The sequence below is a fragment of the Phytohabitans kaempferiae genome (assembly GCF_042433955.1).
GTDB lineage: Bacteria > Actinomycetota > Actinomycetes > Mycobacteriales > Micromonosporaceae > Phytohabitans > Phytohabitans kaempferiae.
Window position 1 is genome coordinate 637,996 of the sequence record NZ_JBHLUH010000004.1, and the last position, 15,242, is coordinate 653,237.

At 70.1% G+C, this 15,242-nt stretch carries 13 protein-coding genes; 5 read left to right on the top strand and 8 right to left on the bottom strand.

The window, feature by feature from the left end:
* Nucleotides 1–150: 150 nt before the first annotated feature.
* Together ACFFIA_RS04160 and ACFFIA_RS04165 are read left to right on the top strand one after the other, a co-directional pair.
* The gene (locus ACFFIA_RS04160) at nucleotides 151–1,554 is read left to right on the top strand and encodes a DEAD/DEAH box helicase (RefSeq protein WP_377245460.1); all 1,404 of its coding nucleotides are present in this window, start codon (nucleotides 151–153) and stop codon (nucleotides 1,552–1,554) included.
* Between the two features lie 172 nt (nucleotides 1,555–1,726).
* Complete coding sequence (locus ACFFIA_RS04165; RefSeq protein WP_377245463.1) at nucleotides 1,727–2,350, top strand: putative glycolipid-binding domain-containing protein; 624 nt, start codon at nucleotides 1,727–1,729, stop codon at nucleotides 2,348–2,350.
* On the opposite strand, the gene cds1 is transcribed toward ACFFIA_RS04165, so the two are convergent.
* Together cds1 and ACFFIA_RS04175 are read right to left on the bottom strand one after the other, a co-directional pair.
* A complete protein-coding gene (gene cds1, locus ACFFIA_RS04170; RefSeq protein WP_377245466.1) occupies nucleotides 2,316–3,428 on the bottom strand; it encodes an L-cysteine desulfhydrase Cds1 in 1,113 nt (370 codons plus the stop codon). The two genes, ACFFIA_RS04165 and cds1, sit on opposite strands and share 35 nt — an antisense overlap.
* Complete coding sequence (locus ACFFIA_RS04175; protein WP_377245469.1) at nucleotides 3,406–3,882, bottom strand: Lrp/AsnC family transcriptional regulator; 477 nt, start codon at nucleotides 3,880–3,882, stop codon at nucleotides 3,406–3,408. Before ACFFIA_RS04175 ends, cds1 begins: the two co-directional genes overlap by 23 nt.
* A gap of 183 nt (nucleotides 3,883–4,065) precedes the next feature.
* Between ACFFIA_RS04175 and ACFFIA_RS04180 the strand changes: the two genes are divergently transcribed.
* Nucleotides 4,066–4,377: a BldC family transcriptional regulator gene (locus tag ACFFIA_RS04180; protein ID WP_377245472.1), complete on the top strand. Its 312-nt coding sequence runs from the start codon at nucleotides 4,066–4,068 to the stop codon at nucleotides 4,375–4,377.
* Nucleotides 4,378–4,516: 139 nt separating this feature from the next.
* Here ACFFIA_RS04180 and ACFFIA_RS04185 read toward each other — a convergent pair whose 3' ends face one another.
* The gene (locus ACFFIA_RS04185; RefSeq protein WP_377245475.1) at nucleotides 4,517–5,137 is read right to left on the bottom strand and encodes a UbiX family flavin prenyltransferase; all 621 of its coding nucleotides are present in this window, start codon (nucleotides 5,135–5,137) and stop codon (nucleotides 4,517–4,519) included.
* Between the two features lie 61 nt (nucleotides 5,138–5,198).
* Here ACFFIA_RS04185 and ACFFIA_RS04190 point away from each other — a divergent pair, with 61 nt between their 5' ends.
* Nucleotides 5,199–6,113: a terpene synthase family protein gene (locus ACFFIA_RS04190; RefSeq protein WP_377245478.1), complete on the top strand. Its 915-nt coding sequence runs from the start codon at nucleotides 5,199–5,201 to the stop codon at nucleotides 6,111–6,113.
* Between the two features lie 67 nt (nucleotides 6,114–6,180).
* Here the strand turns inward: ACFFIA_RS04190 and mqnP are convergent, their stop codons facing one another.
* The 3 genes from mqnP to ACFFIA_RS04205 all read right to left on the bottom strand — a co-directional run bounded on the left by mqnP (nucleotide 6,181) and on the right by ACFFIA_RS04205 (nucleotide 10,551).
* The gene (gene mqnP, locus ACFFIA_RS04195) at nucleotides 6,181–7,071 is read right to left on the bottom strand and encodes a menaquinone biosynthesis prenyltransferase MqnP (RefSeq protein ID WP_377245481.1); all 891 of its coding nucleotides are present in this window, start codon (nucleotides 7,069–7,071) and stop codon (nucleotides 6,181–6,183) included.
* Nucleotides 7,068–8,531: a menaquinone biosynthesis decarboxylase gene (locus ACFFIA_RS04200; RefSeq protein WP_377245484.1), complete on the bottom strand. Its 1,464-nt coding sequence runs from the start codon at nucleotides 8,529–8,531 to the stop codon at nucleotides 7,068–7,070. The genes mqnP and ACFFIA_RS04200 overlap by 4 nt, the downstream gene beginning before the upstream one ends.
* 103 nt (nucleotides 8,532–8,634) lie before the next feature.
* Entirely contained in the window at nucleotides 8,635–10,551 is a 1,917-nt protein-coding gene (locus ACFFIA_RS04205; protein WP_377245487.1) for a S8 family serine peptidase, read from the bottom strand.
* Nucleotides 10,552–10,924: 373 nt separating this feature from the next.
* Between ACFFIA_RS04205 and ACFFIA_RS04210 the strand changes: the two genes are divergently transcribed.
* Entirely contained in the window at nucleotides 10,925–11,560 is a 636-nt protein-coding gene (locus ACFFIA_RS04210; protein WP_377245490.1) for a hypothetical protein, read from the top strand.
* A gap of 1,049 nt (nucleotides 11,561–12,609) precedes the next feature.
* Here ACFFIA_RS04210 and ccsB read toward each other — a convergent pair.
* Complete coding sequence (ccsB, locus tag ACFFIA_RS04215; protein ID WP_377245493.1) at nucleotides 12,610–13,590, bottom strand: c-type cytochrome biogenesis protein CcsB; 981 nt, start codon at nucleotides 13,588–13,590, stop codon at nucleotides 12,610–12,612.
* Nucleotides 13,590–15,242: a cytochrome c biogenesis protein ResB gene (gene resB, locus ACFFIA_RS04220; RefSeq protein WP_377245497.1), complete on the bottom strand. Its 1,653-nt coding sequence runs from the start codon at nucleotides 15,240–15,242 to the stop codon at nucleotides 13,590–13,592. The genes ccsB and resB overlap by 1 nt, the downstream gene beginning before the upstream one ends.

Consider the following 15,242-nt stretch of genomic DNA (forward strand, 5'->3'; position numbering starts at 1 on the left):
CGCGCGGCTGCCCGTACACTTGTCGAGATCTACTGACCCTGCGCGCTCGACGATGGCGCGTCCTTGGGCGTTCTTTGGGGCGAATCACCGGCGGCCGATCATGGCCGTGGCGGGGCCACGCGAAGAATCGCCCCCCGCTGAGAGGTTTACTTGACCACGTTCGCTGATCCCAGCACGTTCCCATCCGTCTTCGAGTCCTCCACCGAGACCACCTTCGCCGACCTCGGCCTCCCCCTGCCGCTGGTTCGCGAGCTGGACCGGGAGGGCATCCTCACTCCGTTCGAGATCCAGGCGGCCACCGTCCCCGACGCGCTGGCCGGCCGCGACGTGCTCGGCCGGGGGCAGACCGGCTCCGGCAAGACCCTGGCCTTCGGCCTCCCGCTGCTCGCTCGCGTCGCGGAGGGCGAGCGGGCTCGGCCGCGCCGCCCCCGAGCGCTCATCCTCGTGCCCACGCGTGAGCTGGCCATGCAGGTCGCCGACGCGCTGCGGCCGCTGGGCCGGGCGGTCGGGGTCTTCCTGACCACCGCGGTCGGCGGCGTGCCGTACGACCGGCAGATCGACTCGCTGCGCCGTGGCGTCGAGGTGCTCGTGGCCACGCCCGGCCGCCTCAAGGATCTCATCGAGCGCGGCTCCTGCTCGCTCGACGACATCGCGGTCACCGTGCTCGACGAGGCCGACCAGATGGCCGACATGGGCTTCCTGCCCGACGTCACCGAGCTGCTCGCCAAGACGCCCGAGCGTGCCCAGCGGCTGCTCTTTTCGGCGACGCTCGACGGCGACGTGGACACGCTCGTGCAGCGCTTCATGACCGACCCGGTGACGCACTCGACCGCCCCGCCGGTGGCGACCGTCACCACGATGGATCACCACCTGCTGCTGATCCCGCCGCACGACAAGTTCGGCGTGACCGCCGCGATCGCCGCCCGTAAGGGTCGGACGATCATGTTCGCCCGTACGCAGATGGGCGTCGACCGGCTGGTCGGGCAGCTCGCGGCGGTCGGCGTGCGGGCCGGCGCACTGCACGGCGGCAAGACCCAGCGGGCGCGCACGCGCACGCTCGCCGAGTTTCGCGAGGGGCGCACCAACGTGCTGGTCGCCACCGACGTCGCCGCCCGCGGCATCCACGTCGACGGCATCTCGCTCGTGGTGCACATCGACCCGCCCAAGGACGCCAAGGACTACCTGCACCGGGCCGGTCGCACGGCGCGGGCCGGCGAGTCGGGCGCGGTGGTGACGCTCGTGCTGCCCAAGCAGCGCAAGCCCACGCTGGCGATGCTCCAGCGGGCCGGTGTCGAGCCGGGCCAGGCCCGCGTGCGGGTTGGCGACCCCGCGCTGGCCGAGCTGACCGGGGCCCAGGAGCCGAGCGGCGTGCCTGTGGTCGAGGAGCCCACGCCGCCGCCGGCACGCCGGACCGACCGTCCGCGCGGCTTCCGCCACGACGGCCGCCCGCGCGGTGACCACCCGCGGGGTGACCACCGTGACCATCCGCGGGGCGAGCGCCCGCACGGCAACCGGCGGCACAACGACCGTCGCCCGGCGGCCCGCACCCGCTAGTCCTACCAAGTCGATCATGGTTTCTGCTGCGGCGGAAACCATGATCGGCTTTCCATGCGGCGGCTCTGGCGAGGGCGGGTCGCCCGCACTCGACCCGCTGCGCCCGTCGGAGACGCCTTGATCGGCGGCGCAAGGGCGACGCGGTCGTCGCTACGGCGGTAGCGTCTGCGGCATGGCGACGCTACCCAAAGCACTGCTGTGGCAACGCACCGACACCACCGGCACCGACCTGGCGCTCGTGGACGACCGGCGTGGGCTCCACGCGCGTGGTGTCGCGACCGCGACCGACCCGATCCCGTTCGTCTGCCGCTACGAGCTAGTCACCGACGAGACCTGGAGCACCGCCCACCTCGACGTGAGCGTCGAGGGCGCCGGCTGGCTGCGCACACTGCGGCTGGAGCGGGCCGCCGGCCGGTGGCGGGTCACCACCGCCGAGCAGGGTGACCTCGACCGAGTGCTCACCCAGGCCGGTCACGCCCCGGCCGGGCTGCCCGGCACCGAAGAGCCTGACCGGCTGCACGGCGCGATCGACGTCGACCTCGCCGGCGCCCCACTGCCCAACACGCTGCCCATCCGGCGGCTGGGGCTGCTCGACGCGCCGGCCGGCACGAGCCACAAGCTCACGATGGCGTGGGTCCTGGTGCCCAGCCTCGAGGTGCTGCCGAGCGACCAGGTCTACAGCGTGGTCGACGAGCGGACGATCCGCTTCGACATCGACGGTTTCGGCGCCGATCTCGCGGTCGACCAGGAGGGCTATGTGCTCACCTATCCGGGCCTGGCGGCACGGAAGGCATGACCCCCGTCGCCAGGAAGCGGTCGAGCACGCCGAGATAGGGCGCAAGGTCCAGCCCTTGCGCGGCGACCCACTCGTCCGAGTAGTACGTGTTGGCGTACCGCTCGCCGCCGTCGCAGAGCAGCGTCACCACCGACCCCTCCACGCCGGCCGCCCGCATCTCGGCGATCAGGCCGAAGGCGCCCCACAGGTTCGTACCCGTGGATCCGCCGACGCGGCGCCCGAGCAGTGCGGAGGCCGCACGCAGCGCGGCGAGTGAGGCGGCGTCCGGCACGCACACCATCCGGTCTACCAAGGTGGGCTGAAACGACGGCTCCACCCGCGGGCGGCCGATCCCCTCGATCCGCGAGCCCAGCCCCGTCTCGTGACTCCAGTCGCCCGCCTCCCAGGCGGGATAGAAGGCCGAGTTTTCCGGGTCGACCACGCACACCTTGGTGGGGTGCCGGCAGTAGCGGGCGTATCGGCCGATGGTGGCGCTCGTGCCACCGGTGCCGGCGCCCACGACGACCCAGAGTGGCACCGGATGCCGTTCCAGGGCCATCTGGGCGTAGATCGACTCGGCGATGTTGTTGTTGCCGCGCCAGTCGGTGGCCCGCTCGGCGTACGTGAACTGGTCCATGAAATGCCCACCGGTGTCCTCGGCGAGCCAGCGGGCCTCGAGCACGACGGAGGTCGGGTCCTCCACCAGGTGGCACTTGCCGCCCTGAAACTCGATGAGCGCCACCTTCTCCGGCGAGGTGGAGGCGGGCATCACGGCGATGAAGGGGAGGCCGAGCATGCGGGCGAAGTACGCCTCGGAGACCGCCGTCGAGCCGGACGACGCCTCCACGATCGTCGTACGCGGGCCGATCCAGCCGTTGCACAGCCCGTAGAGGAAGAGCGAGCGGGCGAGCCGATGCTTGAGGGAGCCGGTGGGGTGGACGGACTCGTCCTTGAGGTACAGGTCGATGCCCCAGTCGCCGGGGAGGGGAAACGGCAGCAGGTGCGTGTCGGCGGAACGGTTGGCGTCGGCCTCGACCTTGGCGATCGCGTCGGTGACCCAGGCGCGATCGGAGTCATTACACCGATCGAGGGTTTCCATCCTCGGACCGTAACAGGGGCTGCGGCCGATCCTCCCACTTGGTGGACAGGGCGATGGCGGTGCGCGTGGAGGCGACCCCGGCGGTGCGGTTGAGCCGCACGATCAGGCTCTCCAGCTCGGCGATCGTGCCCACGCGTACCTTCAGCAGGAACGACTCGACGCCGGCCATGAAGTAGCACGACTCGATCTCGGGTATCCCACGCAGCGCCTCGAGCACGTCGTCGGTGTCGCCGCCGGAGTCCTGCACGAGGCCGATCAGCGCGGTGACGCCGAGCCCGATCGCCTCCGGCTCAGCATCCGCGCGGTAGCTACGGATCACCCCGCCGCTCTCCAGCTTTCCCACCCTGTCGTGCACCGCAGGGGCGGAGAGGCCGACCTGCCGGGCCAACTCGGCATAGGAGAGCCGGGCATTCGCCCGCAATAGCTCCACAAGCCTCAGATCGATGTCGTCCACCGGTGGTAGACATTAACAGTCGGGGAGGTGAGGAAGGCTCGCAAATCCTACTGCCTAACTTCCCAGACAGTGCGTTTTCCCTGTTTCCCGGACACGGCACGCTCGCGGTGCTGTAATGACCGTACGTCCCTATCGAGGCTGTCGGGCATACCTACAGCCATCGTGCGACGCGAGGGAGGGGCCGTGGACACTGGAGATCGTCTGCTGACGCCGGGCGAGGTGGCTGCGCTGTTCCGCGTCGATCCAAAGACCGTGACCAGGTGGGCGGCCGCGGGCCGGATCGGCAGCATCCGCACGCCGGGAGGGCACCGCCGCTTCCGCGAGTCGGAGGTGCGGGCACTACTGGAGGGCGAGGGCGAGCTGGAGGAGCTGCGCGAGGAGCAGCCGCCTCCCGCCGCCAACCGCCCCCGCAACGACGGGCCTGGCGCACACTCCGGCCCGCCACGCAGCCCTGGGCACCACACGCCCAGCCCCGGCAGCGTCAACATGCGCTGAACCCGCTGGACGCGGAGCGGGTCGCGCGGTGATCCGCCCCTCATCGACCCGGGACCCTAAGGACCTGCACTCGACGCCGGTGATGGCCGGCTTCGCGAAGGCGCCGCTGCCCCGCAGCCCTCGGTCGCGGGGCAGCGCGCTAGGAGCCGAGCTCACCTCGCCAGCGGCGGAAGAGTGAGTGAGGTACGTCCAGCGCGTCCAGCACCTTGCCGGCCACGAAGTCGACGAGCTGCTGCGCGGACGCGGACGCCCCCGCCCCGTAGAAGCCCGGACTCGCCGGCAGCACCACCGCACCGGCGTCGTGGAGGGCGATGAGGTGGCCCAGGTGGCTGCGCGTCACCGGCGTCTCCCTCGGCACCACGACGACCCGGCGGCGCTCCTTGAGGTTGACCTCGGCCGCCCGCTGGAGCAGATCCTTCGACAGACCGATGGCGATCCCGGCGCAGGCGGCGGTGCTCGCTGGGACGACCACCATCCCCCTGGCGGAGTACGAGCCGCTGCTCGGCCCCGCCGCCAGGTCGCCGGCCGGCCAGTGCAGCACGTCGGCGCCGCCCAGGTCCCGCCCCAGCCAAGCGGCCAGATCGTCCTTCCAGTGGGCGTCGCGGAAGGGCGCGCCCGTCTCGTCGAGGATCGTCAGCCGGGCCGCGCGGGACACCACGAGATCGACGGACTCGCCCGCGTCGAAGAGCCCACGGAGTACCGCCGCAGCGTACGGCGTGCCTGATGCACCAGAAACACCGACGATCCACGGATTCCGCATTGATCCAGCCTAGGGCTAACGTCGGCCAAAGCTGATGTTGGCCGGACAGCAGGAGGCTGCGATGTTGTCGTCGATACCCCTCGATCTCCACTGCCCGATTCATCCGGTTATCTCACCCTACGCCGAAGATGCCCACGAGTGGCTCGACGGCTGGACCCGCGAGCACGGAATCCCCGACGTGTACGCCGACCGTCTCGCGGAGGGTCGCATCGCCCGGTACGCGGCCCGCCTCTACCCCGACGCGAGCGCGAGCGACCTGCGCGTGCTCTCCGCGCTCTTCACCTGGTTCTTCCTCATCGACGACGAGTGCGATCGGGCCAGCGTGCCCGAGCCGGAACGAGTACGCGCACTCGTCGGCGGCGCTCTGTCCCTGCTCCGCACCGGCACCGGCAAGCTGCCCGGCCCGCTCGGGACCATGCTCGCCGACGCCTGGCGCGAGCCACACCGCCGTATGCCGGCGCGGTGGCAGGCCCGCTTCGTCAGCGCGGTCGAGCATCACCTCGGCGGGGTGGTGGTGGAGGCTCGCAACAAGGCGAGCGGCCACCGACCGGGCGTCGAGGAGTACGTGGAGCTGCGCCGGGCCACCTCGGCCGCGTACGTGTCCCACACGCTCATCGACTTCGCCGGCGGCGAGCTGCTGAGCGAGTCGTTCTACCGTCACCCGGCCGTGCGGGCGTTCAGCCGTACGGGCAACGACCTGCTCTCCTGGTTCAACGATCTGCTGTCGCTGGAACGGGATGCGGCCACCGCGGGCGGGCACAACCTCGTACTCGCCCTGGCCACGGAGCGCGACCTGACGATCGAGGAGGCGGCCAGCGTGGCCCGCGAGCGGTGGCACCGGACCATGCGGCAGTTTCCCGCCCTCCGCGAGGCGGTGCCGCCACACGGCCCGGCCGGGCGCACCTACCTGGACGGGGTGGAGCACGGGGTGCGCGGCACGATGGACTGGTCCTTCGAGAGCGCCCGCTACACCTGAGCCGCGACTGGCGTTCGCTCCCGCTGAGCCGTGGATCAGGCGACGCAGTCGAGAGCGCGCTACAGGCTCAGGCGACGAAGTCGAGGAGGGCGAACGCGAAGAGTGCGATCCCCACGAACCCGTTCGCGGTGAAGAACGCGCGGTTGACCCGGGACAGGTCCGTGGGCGTGACCACCACATGCTGGTAGCCGAACGCGACCGCGGTCAGCGCCAGCCCGACCCACCATAGCCAGCCGAAACCGACCAATTCGCCGTAGTAGATAAACAGGGCGAACGTCACCAGGTGCACCACTGTGGACAGGCCGAGAGCAAACGGTATCCCGTACCGCGCGGGGACGCTGCGCACCCCGATCTCCCGGTCCACGGTGGTGTCCTGGCAGGCGTAGATCAGGTCGAAGCCGCCGATCCACAGCCCCACCGCGGCGCCCAGCACCCATGCCGGCCACGAGCCCTCGAACGTGCCGGTCACCGCCAGCCACGCGCCCACCGGCCCCACCGCCTGCGCGAGCGCGAGGATCGCGTGCGGCCAGTCGGTGAACCGCTTGCCGTACGGGTAGACGACCAGCGGCACCACCGCCAGTGGCGAGAGCACCAGGCACAGCGGGTTGAGCAGCGCCGCCGCGGCGAGGAAGACCACGAGCGCGACCACCGCGCCGGTCCAGGCCGTGCGGACCTTCACCGCCCCGGTCACAAGCTCTCGCTTGGCGGTACGGGGATTCTGCGCGTCGATCCGCCGGTCGATGATCCGGTTGGCGGCCATGGCGAACGTACGCGCCCCGACCATCGCGACCGTGATCAGCAGCAGGTCGACCCAGCGCACCCCGCCGCCCACATGGCGCATCGCCGCGAGCGCGGAGAGGTGGGCGAACGGGAGTGCGAAGACCGAGTGCTCGATGGCGACGAGGCGGAGGAACGCCTTCACGCCGGAGCCCGGCCGCGTCTTGCCGACGGCGGTCACGAGATCCCGTACTCTTTCCAGCGCTTGTCGACCAGCGCCCTGACCTCGGGCGACATGACCGCCTCCGGTGGCCAGCCGCGCGTGTACCCCTCGGTGGGGAGCTTGCGGGTCGCGTCGACGCCCGCCTTGCCACCCCAGAACTGCTGGTAGGACGCGTGGTCGAGGTGGTCGACCGGCCCCTGGGTGAGCAGCAGGTCGTGGTCGTAGTCGACGTTGCTGAACGCCCGGAACGCGACCTCGTTGTAGTCGTGCACGTCGCAGTCGTCGTCGACCACCACGATCAGCTTGGCGAGCGAGAGTAGGTGGGCGCCCCAGATGGAGGACATCACCTTCTGGGCGTGCTTCGGGTACCGCTTGCGGATCGAGACGACCACGCAGTTGTGGAAGACGCCCGCCTCCGGCATCGAATAGTCCACGATGTCGGGGATGAGCAGCTTGAGCAGCGGCAGGAAGATCCGCTCGGTGGCGTGCCCGATCGGCCCATCCTCCTGCGGCGGCTTCGACGTCACGATCGAGTGGTAGACCGGGTCGCGCTGCGTCGTCATGCACTGGACGTGGAGCACCGGAAACGGCTCGACCGGCGTGTAGAAACCGGTGTGGTCGCCGAACGGTCCCTCGGGGAGGCGCTCGCCCGGCTCGACGTACCCCTCCAGCACCACCTGGGCGTGCGCGGGCACCTGGAGCGGCACGGTCAGACAGTCGACCATCTCCACGCGCTCGCCCCGGAGGAAGCCGGCGAACAGGTACTCGTCGATGTCACCGGGCAGCGGTGCGGAGGCGCTGTACGACACGACAGGGTCGCAGCCGAAGGCGATCGCCACCGGCAGCCGCTCGCCCCGCCGCTCAGCCACCGCGTGGTGGGCCGTCGAGTCCTTGTGGATCTGCCAGTGCATGCCCAGCGTGGTGGGCGAGTGCTGCTGGAGCCGGTACAGGCCGAGGTTGCGCTTGCCGGTCTCCGGATGCTTGGTGTGCGTCAGCCCGTAGTTGTGGAAGATCCCGCCGTCGTCTGGCCAGGTCTGCAGGCCCGGCAGGCGCCCCAGGTCGACGTCGCCGTCCCGGTAGACCACCTGCTGGCAGGGCGCGGTCTTGACCTTTTTCGGCGGCACCGACTTGAGCTGCATGACCTTGCCGAGGCCCTCGCGGATACCCGACCAGCCCACCGGCAGCTCCGGCCTGACCAACTCGCCGATCCGGTCGCCGATCTCGTCGACACTCTCCACGCCAAGCGCCATGGCCATGCGCCGCTTCGTGCCGAAGAGGTTGATCGCCAACGGCATCTCGCCGCGTGTGGGGCGCTCGAAGAGCAGCGCCGGCCCGCGTGCGGCCACCGTGCGGGTGACCACCTCGCTGATCTCCAGCGTCGGGTCGACCGGCACCGTGACCCGGTGCAGCTCACCGGCCCGCTCGAGCGCCGCGAGAAAGTCCTTCAGCCCCGTGTACGGGAATCCGCGTACCGCCATGGCTGCCAGTCTCGCCTACCGGTACGAAACCCCCACGACGCGGGTGGCCGCCAAGTCAGGTGCGACACCTGACCCGACGGCCACCCGAGGTGGAACGCGGTGCTCAGTAGACGTAGAAGAAGGACTCCCAGACGCCGAATGCCGTGCGGCTGGCGATCAGCGGCTTGGTGCCCGCGCTCTCCGCCGAGACGATCAGGCCGTTGGCCCACGACTGGAGCGCGATCGTGCCATCGCCGAGGTGGTAGTACCAGTAGATCTGCCAATCGGCGATCGCGGTGCGGCTGGCGATCAGGGGGCTGGCGCCGGCGGCCTCAGCGGTGACGTACTTGCCGTTGGCGTGGGCACGCAGGGCGATCGCGTCACCGCCCAGGTCGATCATGTCGAACTTCTCCCACACGCCGACGGCGGTGCGGCTGGCGATCAGCGGCTTGGTGCCGCCGCTCTCCGCCGAGACGATCTTGCCGTTGGCCTCGGCCCGCAGGCTGATCACGGAGACCGGAGCCGCCCAGCTGAACTTCTCCCAGTCACCGATCGCCGGACGGCTGGCGATCAGCGGCTTGGTGCCCGCGCTCTCCGCCGAGACGTACTTGCCGTTGGCCCGGGACAGCAGGCTCACCGTTCCGTCATCGTTGCGGATCAGCTGGAACTTCTCCCAGTCATTGATCGCCGGACGGCTGGCGATCAGCGGCTTGGCGCCCGCGCTCTCCGCCGAGACGTACTTGCCGTTGGAGCGGGCCTTGAGCGAGATCGTGCCGTCGCTGTTCTGGATGACGTCGAACTGCTCCCACGTGTTGACCACGGTGGCGTTGGCGATCAGCGCCGAGGCGCCGCCGCCCGGCGTCGAGACGACCTTGCCGTTGGCCACCGCGCGCAAGCCGGTGGTCGCCGGCAGCCCGGTGCCGATCCGGAGCAGGCGGTCGGTCGTGCCGGAGCCCAGGTTGCGCACGGCCGCGCGGCTGGCGCCGCCGACGATCGTGTTGCGGACCTGCTGCGGGCTCAGCGCCGGATTGGCCGCGAGGACCATCGCGGCGGCGCCCGCGACGTGCGGGCTGGACATCGACGTGCCGGTGGCGCGGGCGGTCGCCGTGTCACTGGTGTTGATCGCCGAGACGATGTTGTTGCCCGGCGCGAAGATGTCGACACAGCTACCGTTGTTGGCCCACGACATCCGGAAGTCGGCCTCGTCGGTGCCGCTCACGGTGATCGCCGCCGGCACGCGCGCGGGCGAGACGTTGCAGGAGTTGAGCGGGTAGCCCTGCGCGTCGCCGTTACCGGCCGAGATCACGTAGGTGATGCCGGAGTTGATCGACGCCTGCACCGCGGCGTCCAGCGCCGGGTCGATCCCGCCGCCGAGGCTCATGTTGGCCACGGCCGGCTTGATCGCGTTGGCCGTCACCCACTCGACACCGGCGATGATGTCGGAGGTGCGACCGAGGTTGGTGCAGCCGAAAACCTGCACGGCGACCAGTTGGACGCCCTTGGCCACGCCGTAGTCACGGCCACCGAGCGTGCCCGCGACGTGCGTGCCGTGGCCGTAGCAGTCGTCGGCGACCTCGTCGCCGTCGTCGGGCACGGTGTCGACGCCGTAGCTGGCGCGTCCCTCGAACTGCTCGTGCGAGATGCGGATGCCGCTGTCGATGACGTAGGCGCGCACGTTGCTCGCCGTGTTGGGGTAGGTGTACGACCGGTCGAGAGGCTGCCATTGCTGGTCGATCCGGTCGAGGCCCCAGGACGGCGTCTGGTTTTGAGTGTCCGTGGTGGAGATCCAGCGGTCCTGGTGCACGGCCGCGACCGCGGGGTCGCTCTTCAGGCGCTTTGCCTGCGCCGAGGTCATCTTCGCGGCGTAGCCCCGCACGCTCTTGGTGAAGGTGTGGCGGACGGTGCCACCGTATGCCTGGGTCAAGGACTTGGTGTCGGCCGTAACCTCGGCCGGCTTTGCCTTGCTGTCCTTGAGCACCACGATGTAGCTATCCGGAATGACCTTTCCGTTGTCGGGGTGAACGGCCGACGGCCGCTGCACACCACCACGGTCAGACGGATCAGCGAGGGCCGGAGCACCGACCACGACAACGCTCGCAGACGTCGCCATGGCGGCAAGGACGATTCCGGCCGCAGCCGAGCGACGCGCTCGGCGAAGATGAGACACGACAGACTCCCCGTAGGATCAGCGTCCACTGTAGAGGGGTGGACCGACACTGCCTTCCGGCAAAAGACGAAGCCCATCTTCGTCTATGAAACCGACCAAGGGCTCAGCCGTTCGGACGAACCGCGCTGAACGGAAACAGCCCATTGGGTGAATCACCGCGAACGCTATTGTCGGTTTGTCAAATGTGGGACATGTCAGGTGGCGCCGTGCGGCGCGGCGCCTCGCAATCGGCGGGCTGTGCATCGCGATGCTCGTCGTCGCCGAACCCGCCGAGTCGACAGGCACCGGCTATTACCATCATCTCGGCGCCGGAACCATCGACGAATGGACCGGCGTGGTCGGGAGGCTGACCGTACGCGACGCCGAGGTACGCGCGGGCACGCACGACTTCGTCGCCGCCCGCTTCATGGCAAAGCGGGAATCCGACGGACAGACCGCCTGGCTCGAAGCGGGATGGGCGGAAACCGGTTGGTCCGGGGGCGGCCGACAACGCGTCTACACGTACGACACCAACCGCCGCGCGTGGACTTTCTACAACCAGTACCCGCTCCGGGACGGCGATGAGATATGGATTTCCGTACACACCACGCGCGACGGAGTGTGGGAGGCGTGGCTCTGGTGGCGAGACGGCTGGCACCTGCTGACGAGCCAGCATCTGCGCACCACGCGAGCCCACCTTGAGCAGTACGTGGAAGTGCACGTCGACGGTGCGGGGAGCATCGCCGTACCCCGTATCACGGTCGACAACGTGCAGGTGCGTGACGGCGACGCGGTCCGGTACTGGCGCGAGGCCGACGTGCGCACGGCCACCGGGGGCGGCTCGGGCGGCTACTGCCTCGACTGGGCCACCCGTTTCGACACCTGGAACGCCGGCACTTGCTGACGCCTGGCAAGGGCGGCGCGCCGGCCCGTGGTCCGAAGCGCGCCGCCCATGCTCCCGCTGCGCCGGTGGTGTCGGCAGGGTGTGACCGACGAACTCCGCCGCCCGCCGTGCCCACGCGGCCGAGAGTGTCAACTGGTCCCGCACGTAGACCCGGGTAGCGTCGTTGACGTTGCGGAACACGACCAGCCACGTCTGACCGCCAGAGTTGGTGACCGGTGCCACCGTCGGGTCGGACGCCGCCGGATCCGGCCCTTACCCCGTTGCCCCCGCCGATCCGCTTGTCCAGCAACCGGTCCACCGTCACTCGGCGATACCCCGCACCAGTCGTCGGGCCCGCCGTGGCGTACCCGGATACGTTCGCCCTCAGCTCGATGGGCGCGCTGCTGTGGTTGGCGAAGGTGACCTCGCCATTCGCCGGCAGCTTCAACGAAACTACGTTTGACGCCGCGCCGGTCACGAAATCCATCACGCTATGCAGACCAGTGCCGCCCGCTGGGTATGCCGCGACCCAGCCTCCAGCTGTCGCGCCGAAGACCGTGAGATTTACGAAACGCGGCGGTCGCACCCGCTGGCACTACTCCACTGGTGACCGCGAATGCCTTGGTCCCATTGGCGGGAATCGCGCCGGGCGGATTGCAGGGCGGCTGCGATGGATGGGTCGGTCGAGGCAGTTGGCCGTGTCGAACAGCCAGGTGTGGCTACCCGTAGTTCTTAACGATCCAGCGTTCCAAAGTACGCGTTGTCAACCTCGGTAGGTTGGCCGCCGCACCAGCCTCAAGCACCCTGCCGGTGCCGGCGATCCACTTCCACGCTGACGTATCCGAAGTGGACGCTCGCAGCGACAGGCGGCCGCAACCTCGTAAGCGGTGGGTGAACGGCCAACAGGCCAACCACGGCCTGTCGCTGCGAGCGTCCGAGCGGCATCATCCAGCCCCGCGCACCGCGCACCATCGCTGCGTTCAATACCGTGACAGCGCGATCACCATGCGTCAATATAGCGAAGGCTCGATGTCTTACACGGACGAAAGGTCCGATTAGCTCGATGCGGGCTACAAACCCCCGTACGAGTGCAGGCCGGTGAAGAAGATGTTGACGCCGAAGAGGTTCATCAGCATGGTGAGCCAGCCGATGATCGCGATCCACGTCGCCGTCGTGCGCTTGACGCTCGGCGTGGCGCGGGCGTGCAGGTATCCGGCGTACACGATCCAGGAGATGAACGCCCAGACCTCCTTGGGGTCCCAGCCCCAGTAGCGCCCCCACGCCGCCTCGGCCCAGATCGGCCCGGCGATCAGCGCGCCGAAGGTCCAGATCGGAAACGCGAACGCGTGCAGCCGGAAGGTCAGCCGGTCGAGCGCGGCGGCCTCTGGAACGCGCCGCCCCAGCGTGTACGGGAAGCTGCGCTTGCCCTGGTCGTAGCCGCTGCGGATGAGGAACATCGCGGCCGGCACGAAGCCGAGCAGGAAGATGCCGGAGGAGAGCACCGCCGCCGCCACGTGCACGATGAACCAGCTCGACTTGAGCGCGGGCACCAGCGGGGCGACCTCGGTGTAGAGCACCATGCCGGCGATGCCGAGCAGCACCACCATCGCGGTGGCGACGAAGAGGCCGAGGTGGCGGATCGCCGGGCGGCGGGAGAGCACGACCAGCCAGGCGGCGGTGCCGACGAACGTCACCGAGAGCACGAACTCGTACATGTTGCCCCACGGCATGCGGTCGGCCGCGATACCGCGGGTCACGAGCGCGCCGAGGTGGACGAGGGCGGCGAGGGCGGTGACCGCCACGGCCGCCCAACCGGCCAGTGTGGCCCGGTCGCGGCGAGGTGCGGGCTCGGCGACCTCGACGACCGGCGGCAACTCCTCGGCCAGGGCGGTCGACCCGCCGCCGACCGCCACGAGCTCGCGCGCCGGCCGCGCCGCCGCCCGCCCGATGTGGCTGCGGTTGCCGAACGCGTACTCCGCGGCGTGGCAGACCATCGCCGCCACGTAGGACATGATCGCGACGACCAGGAGCTGATCGGACAGTGCGGACATCAGCGCTTCACGCTGCCTTCCTTCATCGCTCGCTCACCGCCGTCGGGTGCGGGCGCCGCCGTCCCCGCTCGCTCCACAGCCTCGATGATCTGCTTGAACTCCTCGGCGAAGCCGGAGTAGTCGGTGCGCGGCAATCCACCGGCCTCGACCAAACTACTACGTCCCGTCGTTGAAGGGGAAGTCACCCGGAAGAAGACCCTCCGGCGCCTGCCGACCAGCGAGAGCAGCAGCCCCACCAGGCCGATCGCGGCACCGCCGAGCGCGATCTCCTCGCCCGGGTCGTGCCGGACGGAGAGCGTCGCGTACTCGCGCGTGCCGAGGAACTCGACCGAACTGCCATCGTCGAGCGTCATCTTCTCGCCGACCCGCAGCAGCTTCGCCTCGCCCACGCGCTTGAGCCGCCCACTGTCGACCTGCCGCTGGTCGAGCCGGTAGACCGAGCCCGGGATGCCGGCGTCGAGCCCCAGGTTGCCCCGGTAGGCCCAGAGCATCAGCGCGGGCGAGCGCTCGGCGGGGTACGCCGACCGGGTGAACGGCGGCTCGTCGGGCGCGGTCGGCAGGTAGAGGCCCTCGAACGCCACCTGCGCGTTGGGGTCGCGCTCGCCACCGGCCTTCGGGTCGACGTTGGCGTCCGGGAACGCGGCCACGCCCTCGCTGGTCAGCATGCCGTCGATGGACAGGAACGGCGCGACCGTGGTCTGCGCCTGGCCGTACCGGTCGGTGTAGCGGACCACCGGCGCGTACCCGTGGCCGAGCAGGTAGACGCTTGCCCCGTCGAGCCGCAGCGGCGAGTTGACCGAGAAGGCGCGCGGCGGGCCGTCGTCGACCCGTACGGTCGCCTTGAAGGAGGAGGGCTGGCCGCTCGGCAGAAACTCCGCCTCGAAGTCGGTCAGCTCAACACAGAAGCGGGGCAGGTCGGCCGAGTTCACCCGCGGGCCGAGCCCCGACTCGTCAAACTGCTGGAGCGTGTTGCAGAACGCGGTGTCCTGGCCGGCGACGAGCAGCCGGTTGCCGTGCCAGCCGTACCAGGATCCGAAGCCCACTCCAGCCAGCACGGCGAGCAGCGCGAAGTGGAAGAGCAGGTTGCCGCTCTCCTTGAGGTACCCCTTCTCGGCGGAGACCGTGTCGCCACGGACCGCGACCCGCCAGCGGCGCTTGCGCAGCACGGCGCCGATCTCCTCGGCGCCGCCCACCGGGTCGGTGAGGGTCGCGTGCTGCGGCAGGCGCTCCAGCCGGGCCGGCGCGGCGGGCGGGGCGCCGCGCATCGCCCGCCAGTGCTCGGCCAGCCTCGGCACCACGCAGCCGACCAGCGACGTGAAGAGCAGCAGGTAGATCGCGGAGAACCACACCGAGGCGAAGACCTCGAACATGCCCAGCCGGTCGAGCACCGGCGCGAGGTCGGGATTCTCGATGAAGTACCGGTTGACGTCTTCGATGTTGACGCTCCGCTGCGGCAGCACCGAGCCGGGGATCGCCGCGACCGCGAGCAGGAAGAGCAGGATCAGCGCGGTCCGCATGCTGGTGAGCTGCCGCCACGAGTTGCGCAGCAGCGCGAGCACGGGATGGACCCGCCGCGGGCCGGGCGCCCCCGCCGAGGTGCGCTCCTCGGTCGCGACCGGGCGGTCCCCGGGGAGCGTCTTCTTGAGGTCCAT